We start from the raw sequence: 13,173 nt of genomic DNA, 5'->3' as shown, positions 1-13,173 counted from the left end.
AGGAGAAGGAGGAATTTACATGGAGAACTGGAAGGAAACGCTGCGGGAGAATCTTCTGCCCCTGCTGGCCGCCGTGGTGATCGGCGTGTTGGTGGGGGCGGTGGACGCCCTCTTCGGCCGGGTACTGCTGGCCATCGGAGACGTGCGGGACGCCCACTTCGTCCCCCTGGTGGTGGGACTCCCCCTGGCGGGAGCGGCCATCGCCTGGGCCTACCGCCGCTGGGGCGGCCCCTGCGGCAAGGGCATGGGTCTGGTCTTTGCCGCCGGGCGGGGGGAGGAGGAGGCCATCCCCCTGAAACTGATTCCCCTCATCCTGGGGGGCACCTGGCTCACCCACCTCACCGGCGGCAGCGCCGGACGGGAGGGCGTGGCCGTCCAGATCGGCGCCACCGTGGGCCACGGCATCGGCCGCCGCCTGGACCGGGGGAATCACCGGGTCTACCTGGTCACCGGCATGGCCGCGGGCTTCGGCGGGCTCTTCCGCACTCCGCTGGCCGCCGCCTGCTTCGCCCTGGAGGTGGGCACCGCCGGGGCCCTGGATCTGAGAGCCCTGCTGCCCGCCCTGGTGGGCTCCTATACCGCCTCGGCGGTGTCGGGGGCCCTGGGGCTGGAGAAGTTCACGGTGGAACTGTCCCCCTTCACGCCGGACGGGAAGAACTGGTGTGCGCTGCTCCTGTGCGGGGTGCTCTTCGGCCTGGTGGGCGGAGCCTTTGCCAAGGTCCTCAGCTGGGCCAAGGGCGCGCTGGGGCAGAAGATCCCCCAGCCGGTGGCCCGGGCCGCGGGTGTGGGCGCGGTGCTGGCCGTCCTCCTCTTCCTGCTGGGACAGGGGCGCTATGCGGGCCTGGGCACCAACCTCATCAGTCTCTCTACCAGCGGGGGAGAGGTGTTCGCCTGGGACTGGGCGCTGAGATTCCTCTTTACGGTGACCACACTGGCCGCCGGGTTCCAGGGCGGCGAGGTGACCCCCCTCTTCTCCATCGGAGCCTCCCTGGGCGCCGTGGCGGGGCCGCTGCTGGGCCTCCCCGTGGCGTGGTGCGCCGCTCTGGGCTACGCCGCCGTGTTCGGCGGGGCCACCAACACCCTGCTGGCCCCCATCCTCATCGGCTGCGAGGTGTTCGGGTACGGCGCTCTGCCGGTCTTTTTCCCGGTGTGCGCCCTGGCCTATGTGTGCAGCGGCGGCGGCTCCATCTACGGCGCCCAGCGGACCCTCCCCGAGGAGACCTTTACCGGCAAGCGTGCGTAAATTTTCCCGCCTTCCACTGCAAGAGCGTTGTCAAATGCAAAACTTTTTGGTATACTGAAAATAAATGGGAAAGGGTGCACTGCGCCCGTCCAAATATGAGAAGAGGGAACGAACGCACATGAATACGAGATACGATGTAGCCATTATCGGCTGTGGCGAGGCGGGCATTTTCGCCGCATATGAGCTGATGCGCCTGTGCCCCGACCTGAAGGTCGTCACCCTGGACCAGGGCGCCGACATCTACCACCGCAGCTGCCCCATCGTGGCCGGCAAGGTCAAGGAGTGCATCCACTGCAAGATCTGCGACACCATGTGCGGATTCGGCGGCGCGGGTGCCTTCTCCGACGGTAAGTACAACTTCACCACCGCCTTCGGCGGCTGGCTCACCGACTTCATGGACGGCAAGGAGGTCATGAACCTCATCGACTACGTGGACTCCATCAACGTCAAGCACGGAGCCACCACCGAGGTCTACTCCACCGCCACGCCGGAGGCCAAGGCCCTGGAGAAGCGGGCCCTGGAGCACGACCTGCACCTCCTGCAGGCTCGGTGCAAGCACCTGGGTACCGAGAACAACCTGCGCATCCTCCAGAGCATCTACGAGACCGTGAAGCAGTACGCCGAGTACCGCTTCCACACCGCTGTCGCCACCATCGAGGACCTGGGCGACGAGGGCTACCGCCTGACCACCGACAAGGGGGATCAGGTGGACTGCACCTGGCTCATCGCCGCCCCCGGCCGCTCCGGCGCCGAGTGGTTCGCCAACCAGTGCAAGGGCCTGGGCCTGGAGCTCATCAACAACCAGGTGGACATCGGCGTGCGGGTGGAGCTGCCCGCCACCGTCTTTGAGCACATCACCGATGTGGTCTACGAGTCCAAGCTGGTCTACCGCACCAAGCAGTACGGCGATCAGGTGCGCACCTTCTGCATGAACCCCTACGGCCATGTGGTGGCCGAGAACGTGGAGGGCATCAACACCGTCAACGGCCACTCCTACTCCGACCCCGCTCTCCGCAGCGAGAACACCAACTTTGCCCTGCTGGTGTCCAACCGCTTCACCCAGCCCTTCAACGAGCCCTACCGCTACGGCAAGCACATCGCCTCCCTGAGCAACATGCTGGCCGGCGGCGTGCTGGTGCAGCGCTTCGGCGACCTGGTGGCGGGCATCCGCACCAACGAGCACCGGCTGAGCAAGTCCTTCGTGCGGCCCACCCTGACCGCCGCCGTGCCCGGCGACCTGTCCCTGGCCCTGCCCAAGCGGCAGCTGGACGACATCATCGAGATGATCTATCAGCTGGACAAGATCGCCCCCGGTACCGCCAACTACGACACCCTGCTCTACGGCGCGGAGGTGAAGTTCTACTCCTCCCGTCTGGCCCTCTCCGGTGAGCTGGAGACCGCCAAGCCCGGCTTCTTCGCCATCGGCGACGGCGCGGGCGTCACCCGTGGCCTCGCCCAGGCGGGCGCCTCCGGTGTGAAGGTGGCCCGTGTCATCGCGCAGCGTCTGAGCAAGTAAAGACAAAAAAAGGCCGCCCGGCATATGCCGGGCGGCCTTTTTATACTTATTTCTGGATGGGGCGGATGAGAACGAAGGGGGTGAGCTGGCGGTCCTGGCCGGCGGGGTTGTCCCGGATGAGGTCCAGAAGCTCCTCGTCGCTCTCCTTGAGCTGGGAGCAGTGGCCCAGCATCTCCACGTTCAGGTCGTTGGCGTCCACCACCATGGAGACGATGCCAGTCTTTTCATAGATCTCGTCGCACACACCGGCGGGATTCTCGGGGATGCGCACGCCCATGTGCTCATACTCGGGGATGTCCTCCCCGTAGAAGCCGTCCAGGCCGGAGACCTCCAGGCCCGCGATGCGGTAGAAGGTGCCGTGGACGCCGCGGAGCTTGTCGATGGCGGCCCGGAAGGCGGCCCACAGGATCTTGGGCAGGCCGCAGACGTTGATGGCGAACTGCATCTTGATGGGCAGGCCCATGCCGGGGCCGGCGGAGGTCTGGTGGACGAAGCGGGAGAGCACCTTGGCCCAGAAGCCGGGCTTCAGCTCGTCCTCGGTGACCACCCGCTTCTGGCAGATGGCGATGACCTTCTCGCTCATGGAGAGGATGTCACCCTCCTGATAGACCGGCTTCACATAGCGCTCCATCAGGTCAATGTAGCTCTCACCCACGGTGACGAAGTGGGTCTGGATGGCGTGGCGGGCCCAGGTGCGGCCCATGGCCTGTATCTCGACGTTCTTGCCGTCATTCGCACGGAATTCCATAAAAAATCCTCTTTTCCGTCTGGATATCGTCAGTACGCATTATTATACCCACTCTCCGGGGAAAAGGCAACGGCTGGAAGGGAAAAAAACCGACAAACCTGACCCTCAGAACAGGGCCGGAATGTACCGCGCCAGCAGGCGCTTCCAGCCGGGGAGGGACTTGCGCAGCGCCTCCCGCTGCCCTTCCAGGGCGGCAAGGAGGACTTCCCGCTCGTCCTCGCCGGGGCCGGTGCGGCCGAAGGCGGCGCGGCGGGCCTGTTCCAGTACCACCTCGGGCACGGGCGCGCCCCAGCGCGCCAGGCGGCGGCTGTACCGGTAGGCGTACACGGCGGCCCGGTCGGGGGGCAGGGTGCGCAGCCGGCGCTGCCGCCAGCGGGCGGTGAGCCTGGGCCGCAGCAGGAACAGCACGCAGAGGACCAGCGCGGCCAGAAGGACCAGGGGTAGCGTGGGGTCAGAGCCGGTGGGGTCCACCGTGCCGGGCTTGGGTGTGGACGTGGGCGCGGCCGAGGGGGCGGCCGAGGCAGTGGGCGCGGCGGACGGGGCGGCCGAGGCAGTGGGCGTCGGCGTGGGGGTGGGCTCCGTGGGGTCGTCGCCCGCGGCGGACTGGGGGGTGTAGCCCGGGGTCATCTCTACGGGATACCAGCCGTACCCGTCCAGATAGATCTCCACCCAGGAGTGGGCGTTCCGGTCGGGCACGTTGACCTCTTTTCCGGCGGTGACGTCGGCGATGTAGCCGCTGACGTACCGGGCGGGGATGCCCATGGCCCGCAGCAGCAGCACCCCGGCGGAGGCGAAGTGCATGCAGTAGCCCGACTGGCTCTCGTTCAGGAAGTAGAGGACGTAGTCCCGGCCGTCGGGGACGGCGGGGGCGGAGGCATCGTAGGTGGCGATGCCCGCCAGATACTCGGCCACCGTCTCGGCCTGCATGACGCGGACCAGGGAGGCGTCCCGGACGGTGGAGTAGTCCAGCCGCCGCTCGATGGTGCTGGTGTGGCTGCGCAGGGCCTGGGCCATGCCGTCGGGGAGCTGGAGATAGTGCTCATAGACAAAGTCGGCATAGAAGGCCTCGGCTCCCGCCGCAGTGCCGGAGAGACCCTCCATCTCCTCCAGATTCAGGGCGTCGGGGCGGAAGTAGACGGTGTGGCGGTTGACGAACTGCTCCCGGCCCAGGTAGGAGTCCTCCACATAGGCGGCGCCCCGCAGCTCCGAGGGGCTGGTCAGGATCTGGTAGGGGAAGTAGACGCACCCGCCGGGGGCGGAGCGGTTTTCCACCGTAATGGCGTAATAGGTGGAATCACTGGTGTGGGCGGGCAGGTTCAGGGCGCTCAGGCCCGAGTCCCAGGGGAGCAGGACGCCCTTGCTGATCATCCCGTAATAGGTATCCTCCGGCAGGGGCTCCCACTGGTTGTCCTCATAAATGGCGGCGCTGTGGCCGCGGAGGTACAGGTGCCCGCTCCACTCGCTCTTCACCCGCAGCACGGTGTGGCCGTCGTAGGTGATGGCGTCCCGGTTCAGGTCCACCTGGGCGGAGGAGCCGGCGGAGACCAGCTGCCCGCCGCCCAGCTCATCCAGCCCCAGCCGGAGGGAGAGGGAGGTGGCGGTGGAGAGCAGCTCCTGCCGGGCGTTCCGGGCCCAGGTTGGGAACTGGTAGTCCCGCCAGGGGAGAAGCCCCGCGTACAGGGCCAGCAGCAGCGCCGCCGCGGGCATGGCCCGCGCGGCCAGACGCACCCGGCCCTTCCCCTTCCGGGGAGTGAGGCGGAGGAAGAGCAGCACCGACCAGCCCCACACCAGGGCCAGGAAGGGGAGCATGTGGGGCATCCGGGCGATGGGGAGCCCGGGGATCAGCAGCGGCGCGGAGAGGAGCAGGGAGAGCCAGAAGGAGCGGGCGGAGCACACTGCCCACCCCAGCAGCAGCCCCCACAGCAGGGCGAAGAAGAGAGCGCCCAGGGTAAGGGCGTCCACCCAGCCCTGTTCGGAGAGCTCCATCACCGCATAAATATGGTTGATCTGGGGATAGACTTCGGCGTAGGCGTTCACCACCGCACACTGCACCGCCGCCCAGGCGGGGAGCAGCGCATCCCAGAGCCGCCAGGCCAGCAGGGCCAGGGGGCACAGCAGCGCCAGCGGCAGCAGGGGGGACCAGGGGGCGGGCAAGCGGTACACAAGGGGAAGCAGGAGGCAGAGGACCGCCGTACCCAATCCGAAGCGCACCAGGTCACAGCTCAGGCCGAAGGCAGTGGCAAAGCAGCCCAGGCCCCCCCACAGCAGGGCACACAACAGGAGCACGTCCATCCCGTACCCGGGGAGGGCGGCGCGCAGATGCAGACGTTTCAAGAGGCCTCACCCTCCTCTCCCCACAGATGGGCGGTGACGTGGAAGGCCTTGGGCGGGCCGTCGCTGCCCGGCACCGAGAGCGGCACGTCGAGAGCCGAGCGGCCGGTGCCGGGGGCCTCCTCCCGCAGGAAGCGGGACAGGGCCTTGTGGAGTCCGGCCCGGTCCTCCACCGGGCAGAGGGTGGCCGCGCCGCTCACCGGGTGGACCCAGGCGATGAGGTGTCCTTCCTCCCGGCTCAGCAGGGCCAGGGAGAGGGCCTGGAGCCGGTCCAGCGCCTCGTCCAGCTCCTCCGGCGGGCCGAAGTGGTCCACCGTGAGCACCAGGGCGGCCCGGCGGGGCTCCAGCATCTCCCGCACCACCAGCTCGTCCCGCTTGGAGGAGAGCTTCCAGTGGACGGTGCGCATGGGGTCCCCGGGGCGGTAGTCCCGCAGGTCGTAGTCCTCGGCGGGGCCGCCGCCGGGCTTGGGCTTGAGGCCCAGGGAGCGGCCCGCGTGCCCCAGCACCGGGGGAATGGGTCCGGCCGGGCGGTATTTGGGCAGCACCGGCACCTCCCCATCGGGGGCGGAGAGGGGCACCGGCAGGGCAAAGATCCCCAGCAGGTCCAGCACCCGCAGGCGCTCCAGCCGGAAAGTCAGCATGCCGCAGTGCCCGGTGGGCAGGGGGAAGGGGACCTCCAGCGGGGACCCGTCACAGCGCAGGCGGATGGTCCGGGTCCACTTCCCGCCGGTGAGGGCGTTGAGCAGCACCAGACGGCCGGTGAGACGCCCCACGGCCAGGCCTCCGGGGGGCTCCAGCCGGAAGGTGAGGGCGGCCTCCCCCTCCCGCACCACCGGTCCCTCCGGCGGCAGGAGCTCCGGGCGGAGCTTCCGGGCCAGGGGGAGGCTCAGCGCCAGGGAGACCACCGGCAGGGCCAGCACCAGCACCAGGGTAAAGAGGGAGATCCACGCCTCATAGAAGAGGAAGAACAGCGCCGCCCCCGCCAGGGCCAGCGCGTAGAGGATCCGGCGGCCGACCACGGCGCTTACCGGATCTGGGGGGCGGGCACCGCCTGGAGCACCGCCTCCAGCGGGTGGCGCAGCCCCTCGCTCTCCACCCGGGGGGAGAGGATCAGCCGGTGGGCCAGGGTGTCCTGGCACACCAGGGCCACGTCCTCGGGGATGACATAATCTCGCCCCTGGAAGAAGGCCATGGCGCGGCTCATGGCGGCCAGGGCCAGGGTGGCCCGGGGGCTGGCCCCCTGGACGATGAGGGGATGGCTGCGGGTGGCGGAGATGAGGGCCACCAGATACTCGCACACCGCGTCGCTGATGTGGACGGCGTCCACCGCCTGCCGCATGCGCTCCAGCTCGTCCAGGGTCACCACCGGCTCCACGCGCTGGATGGGGTTGCCCTGTTGCTTGCGCCGGAGCAGCTCCACCTCCGCCTCCCGGGCCGGATAGCCCAGAGACAGGCGGACCATGAAGCGGTCCAGCTGGGAGTCGGGGAGGGGCTGCGTGCCCGAGGCGCCGGTGGGGTTCTGGGTGGCGATGACCAGGAAGGGCTGGGGCACCGGGTGGGTCACCCCGTCCACCGTCACCTGCCCCTCCTCCATGGCCTCCAGCAGGGCCGACTGGGTGCGGCTGGTGGCGCGGTTGAGCTCGTCGGCCAGGAAGAGGTTGCACAGGAGCGCGCCGGGCTGGTACTCCATCCGCCCGGCGGCCTTGTTGTAGAGGGAAAAGCCCGTCAGATCCGAGGGCATCACGTCGGGGGTGAACTGCACCCGGCGGTAGCTCAGCGAGAGAGCCCGGGAGAAGGCCAGGGCCAGCGTGGTCTTGCCCACGCCGGGGATGTCCTCCAGCAGGATATGGCCCCGGGCCAGAATGGTCAGCAGGACCTTGGCCAGCACCTCGTCCTTGCCCACGACGGCCTTCTGGACCTCGTGAAGGACGGCGGCGGCTTGGTTGCGTTGGGTCATAGACGATACCTCCTGTCGGTTTGTACCTCCTATTCTAACAAAAACTGGCCTTATGTCAACGTGAACAAGAAAACCGGGGGAAAAAGCCCACTGTTTTTGCCTTTGCGGCGGACAGAAGGGGCCAAAAAGTCTTGCGCTGGTGGAGCGTTTGTGGTATAGTAAGACAGGATAGTAGTAGTGGTATGGTTAGAGTGGGGTCCGCCCCGCTCTTCTTTTTGAAAAAAATCAGGTATGGAAATATCTGGGACACACTTTTGGGAGGGGTACGCATGGCAAAAGTGACCGATACCGTGACCGCCCTGGCCGCCCCCATCGCCCAGGCGCAGGGCTGCCGGCTGTGGGACGTGGAATACGTGAAGGAGGCCGGCACCTGGTACCTCCGGGTCTTCATCGACAAGGAGGGCGGCGTGTCCATCGACGACTGCGAGGCGGTCTCCCGCCCCCTGTCCGACGCGCTGGATGAAGCCGACCCCATCGAGGGAAGCTATACGCTGGAGGTGGGCTCGGCGGGCATCGACCGGGTGCTGCGCAAGCCGGAGCACTTCGCGGCCTATCTGGGCAGCGAGGTGGAGGTGCGCCTCTACCGTAGCGTGGACGGCCGCAAGGACCACGTGGGGGCGCTGAGCGCCTACGAAAACGGCGACGTGACCATCGAGACGGCCCAGGGAAGCAAGACCTTCCCCAAGAAGGACGTGGCCCAGACCCGGCTGTACGTGAGGTTTTAAAGTAGGGGCGGCGCGGTCCGCCTGTGTGTGAGGATAAGGAGTACGATTATGCCGAAGAAAAACGCCAAAGCGCAAAAGAGCAACGAGCTGGACGGGGCGGAGTTCTTTACCGCGATCAGCCTCATCGAGAAGGAGAAGGGCATCCCCAAGGCTTATATGATCGAGAAGATCACCCAGGCCCTGGTCTCCGCCTACAAGCGGGACCACGAGAGCGTGGGGGACAATGTGACGGTGGAGGCCAACGAGGCCATGGGCACGGTGCGCATGTTCGTCAAGAAGGACGTGGTGGAGACCGTGGACAATCCCTGCACCGAGATGAGCCTGGAGGAGGCCCGGCAGACCCTGCCCCGGGCCCAGCTGGGCGACGTGCTGCGCATTGAGATCAAGCCCCGCAACTTCGGGCGCATCGCCGCCCAGACCGCCCGTCAGGTCATCATCCAGGGCATGCGGGAGGCCGAGCGCGGCATGGTGTACGACGAGTTCTCCTCCAAGGAGCATGAGATCCTCACCGGCCTCGTGACCCGCATCGACCCCCGCTCCGGCGCCGCCAGCCTGCGCATCGGCTCCGGCGGCGAGAGCACCGACGCCTATCTGGCCGCCGGTGAGCAGGTCAAGGGCGAGCCCCTCACCGAGGGCATGCGCCTGAGAGTGTATGTGGTGGAGGTCCGCCGCTCCACCAAGGGTCCCCAGGTGCTGGTGTCCCGCACCCACCCGGGCCTGGTGAAGCGCCTCTTCGAGCTGGAAGTGCCCGAGATCTACGACGGCACTGTGGAAGTCAAGTCCATCGCCCGTGAGGCCGGCTCCCGCACCAAGCTGGCCGTCTGGTCCGCCGACCCCGACGTGGACGCCATCGGCGCCTGCGTGGGTCCCCGCGGCCAGCGCGTGAACAACATCGTGGAGGAGCTGGACGGCGAGAAGGTGGACATCATCAAGTACAGCGAGGACCCCGCCGCTTACATCGCCGCCGCCCTCTCTCCCGCCGACGTCATCAGCGTCACCACCCTGGAGGAGGGCAAGAGCTGCCGGGTCATCGTGCCCGACGACCAGCTCTCCCTGGCCATCGGCAAGGAGGGCCAGAATGCCCGCCTGGCCGCCAAGCTCACCGGCTATAAGATCGACATCAAGCCCGAGAGCGCCCCCGTGGAGGAGGAGCCCGAGCTGGAGAGCGAGGACGAGGAGATCCTCCTGGACGAGGACGATGTGGCCGACGAGGAGAGCGTCCCCGCTGAGACCGAGGAATAAGCCCGGATCGTGGGCGGCTCCGGCCGCCCGCAGGGCTTGCAGAAGGAGGCGAGTGAAATGCCTAAAAAGATCCCCATGCGCCAGTGTCTGGGCTGCCGGGAGATGAAGCCCAAAAAGGAACTCATCCGGGTGGTGAAGAGCCCGGAGGGGGAGGTCTCCCTGGATTTCAAGGGAAAGAAGCCGGGCCGGGGGGCCTATGTGTGCCCCAATCCCGAGTGCCTGAAGCGGGCCCGGAAATCCAGAGCGCTGGAGCGGGCGTTTTCCGCCCCCATCCCCGACGAGGTCTACGACGCCCTGACGGCGGAGATGGAGGAGGGGAACCATGAATAGTGCCCTGCACCTGCTGGGCCTGGCCCGGAAGGGCGGCAACCTGGCCCTGGGCGAGGACGCCGTGGCCGACGCCGTGGCCCGCCGCACCGCCCGGCTCCTGCTGGTGGCCGCCGACGCGGCGGAGAACACCCGGGACCGGGGGGAGCACAGCGCCCAGAGCATCCGCGTCCCCTGCCTCACCGTCCCCTTTGACAAGGCCGAGCTGGGGGGCTCCCTGGGCCGGGAACAGTGCGCCGTGCTGGCCGTCACCGACATGGGCCTCGCCGGCGCCGTGGCCGGAGCCCTGGCCCGGATGGACGCCGAGGCCTACGGCGAAGTGGCGGAGACTCTGCGGGAGCGGGCCCGCCGGACCCTCACCCGCCAGAAGAAGAAGCGGACCCGCGCCAAGGCACGGGCTGCCGCTCAGCATAAGCCCTGGGCAGCGCCGCCCAAAGAGGGGCAATCCGGACGGAAACGCCGCCCGGACCGGCCGGGACAGCGCCGGGATGGATAGACTGTCCGGAACGATCAAGTACAGAGACAGCGGACTTGTTCCAATCAGAAAGCGCAAAGAGCCTTTGCGTTTTCTCGTTGGCACAAGTCCCGACGTGGAGGTGGCTTTATTTGCTGAACAATAAGTATCGAGTGCATGAGGTGGCCAAGGACTTTGGCCGCAACTCCAAGGAGATCGCGGATATTCTCACCGAGTACGCCAGCACGCCCAAGAACCATATGCAGGTCCTGGGCGACAGCGAGCTTTCTGTGATCTTCGACTATCTGACCCAGCACAACCAGGTGGAGAGCATCGAGAGCATCTATGCCGATGTCTACCACGAGCCCAAGGCCGCGGCCAATGCCAAGCCCGCCGCGCCCCAGGGCCAGCAGGGTCCCAAGAACAACCAGAACAACCACAACAACGGCGGCAAGCCCCAGGGCCAGAAGGCCGGCGGCAACGCCCCTGCCCGTCCCGCGGCCCAGCCCCAGGCCCAGGCTCAGAGCCAGAAGGCCAACAACAACGCCCAGCCCGCCGCCGGGAACAAGCCCGCCAGCCGCGTGCCCGAGAAGAAGATCGTGGACACCCGCAAGGCCGGCAACGTCAACCTGGAGAAGTACGACGAGCGCCTGGAGGACCTGGCCGCCGGCAAGACCAAGCAGATGCAGGCCGGCAAGCAGAAGTTCCAGGGCCGCAACGCCAACCAGCGCAAGGGCGGCAACTTCGGCAACAAGCGCAAGCAGGAGGAGCAGGACCGCATGCGCCGCCTCCAGCAGGAGATCGCCAAGAAGGCCCCCGTCAAGGTCCTCATCCCCGATGAGATCGGCGTGGGCGAGCTGGCCTCCCGCATGAAAAAGACCGGCGCCGAGGTGGTCAAGACCCTGATGAAGAACGGCGTCATGGCCTCCCTCAGCGACATCATCGACTTCGACACCGCCGCCATCATCGCCGAGGAGATGGGCTGCAAGGTGGAGAAGGAGGTCATCGTCACCATCGAGGAGCGCCTCATCGACACCGCCGAGGACAAGGAGGAGGATCTGCTCCCCCGCGCCCCCGTGGTGGTGGTCATGGGCCACGTCGACCACGGCAAGACCTCCCTGCTGGACTACGTCCGCAAGGCCCACGTGGCTGCGGGCGAGGCCGGCGGCATCACCCAGCACATCGGCGCCTATCAGGTGGACGTGGGCGGCAAAGTGATCACCTTCCTGGACACCCCCGGCCATGAGGCCTTCACCGCCATGCGCGCCCGCGGCGCCATGATCACCGATATCGCCATCCTGGTGGTGGCCGCCGACGACGGTATCATGCCCCAGACCGTGGAGTCCATCAACCACGCCAAGGCCGCCAAGATCCCCATCATCGTGGCTATCAACAAGATGGATAAGCCCGAGGCCGACCCCGAGCGCATCAAGGAGCAGCTCACCAAGTACGAGCTGGTGCCCGAGGAGTGGGGCGGCGACACCATCATCTGCCCCATCTCCGCCAAGACCGGCGAGGGCATCGACAACCTCCTGGAGATGGTGAACCTGACCGCCGAGATGCAGGAGCTCAAGGCCAACCCCAACCGCTCCGCCCACGGCGCCGTCATCGAGGCCCGCCTGGACCGCGGCCGCGGCCCTGTGGCCACCCTGCTGGTGCAGAACGGTACCCTGCACCAGGGCGACGTCATCATCGCCGGCACCGCCGTGGGCCGTGTCCGCGCCATGACCAACGCCCGCGGCCAGAAGCTCAACGAGGCCGGCCCCTCCGTGCCTGTGGAGATCATCGGCATGAGCGAGGTGCCCAACGCCGGTGACGACTTCCACGCCGTGGCCGACGAGCGCATGGCCCGCGAGCTGGTGGAGCAGCGCAAGCACGAGCAGAAGATGGCCGCCTCCGGCCCCGTGGGACAGAAGGTGTCCCTGGAGGATCTGTTCAGCCAGATCAAGCAGGGCGAGATGAAGGAGCTGGCCATCATCGTCAAGGCCGACGTGATGGGCTCCGCCGAGGCCGTCAAGGCCTCCCTGGAGAAGATCTCCAACGACGAGGTCCGGGTCCGGGTCATCCACTGCGCGGTGGGCGCCATCAACGAGAGCGACGTCATGCTGGCCACCACCTCCAACGCCATTATTGTTGGCTTCAACGTCCGCCCCGACAACAACGCCAAGGAGTCCGCCGCCCGCAACAAGGTGGATATGCGGATGTACCGGGTCATCTACGACTGCATCAACGAGATCGAGACCGCTATGAAGGGCATGCTGGCGCCCAAGTTCAAGGAAGTGGAGCTGGGCCAGGCCGAGGTCCGCGAGGTGTTCCGTATCACCAACGTGGGCATGGTGGCCGGCTGCTACGTCACCAACGGCAAGATGCAGCGCGGCGCCCAGATGCGCCTGCTGCGGGACAACGTGGTCATCTACGACGGCGCCATCGCCTCCCTCCAGCGCTTCAAGGACAGCGTGAAGGAGGTCGCCCAGGGCTACGAGTGCGGCATCACCTTCGAGAAGTTCCAGGACATCAAGCAGGGCGACGTCATCGAGGCGTTCCTGATGGAGCAGATCGAGGTCTGATCCGTCTACTTCGGTGCCCCCGGGCCGGCATAGCCGTGCCGGCCTACGCGAAACATTTGCCAC

The 13,173-nt window shown here is 67.3% G+C and carries 11 protein-coding genes; 7 read left to right on the top strand and 4 right to left on the bottom strand.

The annotated features are described in order from the left end of the window. Nucleotides 1-19 precede the first annotated feature (19 nt). Together B5G43_RS07580 and B5G43_RS07575 are read left to right on the top strand one after the other, a co-directional pair. Entirely contained in the window at nt 20-1,243 is a 1,224-nt protein-coding gene (locus B5G43_RS07580; protein WP_087259900.1) for a chloride channel protein, read from the top strand. A gap of 118 nt (nt 1,244-1,361) precedes the next feature. Then, nucleotides 1,362-2,759, top strand: coding sequence for an NAD(P)/FAD-dependent oxidoreductase (locus tag B5G43_RS07575; RefSeq protein WP_087259898.1), 1,398 nt, complete (start codon nt 1,362-1,364; stop codon nt 2,757-2,759). A gap of 46 nt (nt 2,760-2,805) precedes the next feature. Here the strand turns inward: B5G43_RS07575 and B5G43_RS07570 are convergent, their stop codons facing one another. The 4 genes from B5G43_RS07570 to B5G43_RS07555 form a co-directional block, all read right to left on the bottom strand. Then, on the bottom strand, nt 2,806-3,507 hold the full coding sequence (locus tag B5G43_RS07570; protein ID WP_087259896.1) for a F420-0--gamma-glutamyl ligase: 702 nt from the start codon (nt 3,505-3,507) through the stop codon (nt 2,806-2,808). 105 nt (nt 3,508-3,612) lie between these two features. After that, nucleotides 3,613-5,841, bottom strand: coding sequence for a transglutaminase-like domain-containing protein (locus B5G43_RS07565; RefSeq protein ID WP_087259894.1), 2,229 nt, complete (start codon nt 5,839-5,841; stop codon nt 3,613-3,615). Next, nucleotides 5,838-6,857 carry a DUF58 domain-containing protein gene (locus B5G43_RS07560; protein ID WP_087259892.1) on the bottom strand — a complete coding sequence of 340 codons (1,020 nt, stop codon included), beginning with the start codon at nt 6,855-6,857 and terminating at the stop codon, nt 5,838-5,840. Before B5G43_RS07560 ends, B5G43_RS07565 begins: the two co-directional genes overlap by 4 nt. 5 nt (nt 6,858-6,862) lie before the next feature. Next, nucleotides 6,863-7,795: a MoxR family ATPase gene (locus tag B5G43_RS07555; RefSeq protein WP_087259890.1), complete on the bottom strand. Its 933-nt coding sequence runs from the start codon at nt 7,793-7,795 to the stop codon at nt 6,863-6,865. A 269-nt stretch (nt 7,796-8,064) separates the two neighbouring features. Here B5G43_RS07555 and rimP point away from each other — a divergent pair, with 269 nt between their 5' ends. From rimP to infB, 5 genes are all read left to right on the top strand, one after another. Next, on the top strand, nt 8,065-8,520 hold the full coding sequence (gene rimP, locus B5G43_RS07550) for a ribosome maturation factor RimP (RefSeq protein WP_087259888.1): 456 nt from the start codon (nt 8,065-8,067) through the stop codon (nt 8,518-8,520). Between the two features lie 48 nt (nt 8,521-8,568). Next, nucleotides 8,569-9,762 carry a transcription termination factor NusA gene (gene nusA, locus B5G43_RS07545; RefSeq protein ID WP_087259886.1) on the top strand — a complete coding sequence of 398 codons (1,194 nt, stop codon included), beginning with the start codon at nt 8,569-8,571 and terminating at the stop codon, nt 9,760-9,762. Between the two features lie 57 nt (nt 9,763-9,819). Then, nucleotides 9,820-10,092, top strand: coding sequence for a YlxR family protein (locus tag B5G43_RS07540; protein ID WP_087259884.1), 273 nt, complete (start codon nt 9,820-9,822; stop codon nt 10,090-10,092). After that, nucleotides 10,085-10,585 carry a ribosomal L7Ae/L30e/S12e/Gadd45 family protein gene (locus B5G43_RS07535; protein ID WP_087259882.1) on the top strand — a complete coding sequence of 167 codons (501 nt, stop codon included), beginning with the start codon at nt 10,085-10,087 and terminating at the stop codon, nt 10,583-10,585. The genes B5G43_RS07540 and B5G43_RS07535 overlap by 8 nt, the downstream gene beginning before the upstream one ends. 113 nt (nt 10,586-10,698) lie before the next feature. Next, a complete protein-coding gene (infB, locus tag B5G43_RS07530; protein WP_343214408.1) occupies nt 10,699-13,110 on the top strand; it encodes a translation initiation factor IF-2 in 2,412 nt (803 codons plus the stop codon). Nucleotides 13,111-13,173 lie beyond the last annotated feature (63 nt).

The sequence above is a fragment of the Flavonifractor sp. An92 genome (assembly GCF_002159175.1).
Classification (GTDB): domain Bacteria; phylum Bacillota; class Clostridia; order Oscillospirales; family Oscillospiraceae; genus Pseudoflavonifractor_A.
The sequence above is the reverse complement of the archived record's forward strand: the minus strand, read 5'-3'. Positions and strand labels throughout refer to the sequence as shown.

Coding starts and splice junctions, on each gene's coding strand:
- B5G43_RS07580 (WP_087259900.1), top strand. CDS start 20: ATGGAGAACTGGAAGGAAACGCTGCGGGAGAATCTTCTGCCCCTGCTG.
- B5G43_RS07575 (WP_087259898.1), top strand. CDS start 1,362: ATGAATACGAGATACGATGTAGCCATTATCGGCTGTGGCGAGGCGGGC.
- B5G43_RS07570 (WP_087259896.1), bottom strand. CDS start 3,507: ATGGAATTCCGTGCGAATGACGGCAAGAACGTCGAGATACAGGCCATG.
- B5G43_RS07555 (WP_087259890.1), bottom strand. CDS start 7,795: ATGACCCAACGCAACCAAGCCGCCGCCGTCCTTCACGAGGTCCAGAAG.
- rimP (WP_087259888.1), top strand. CDS start 8,065: ATGGCAAAAGTGACCGATACCGTGACCGCCCTGGCCGCCCCCATCGCC.
- nusA (WP_087259886.1), top strand. CDS start 8,569: ATGCCGAAGAAAAACGCCAAAGCGCAAAAGAGCAACGAGCTGGACGGG.
- B5G43_RS07540 (WP_087259884.1), top strand. CDS start 9,820: ATGCCTAAAAAGATCCCCATGCGCCAGTGTCTGGGCTGCCGGGAGATG.
- B5G43_RS07535 (WP_087259882.1), top strand. CDS start 10,085: ATGAATAGTGCCCTGCACCTGCTGGGCCTGGCCCGGAAGGGCGGCAAC.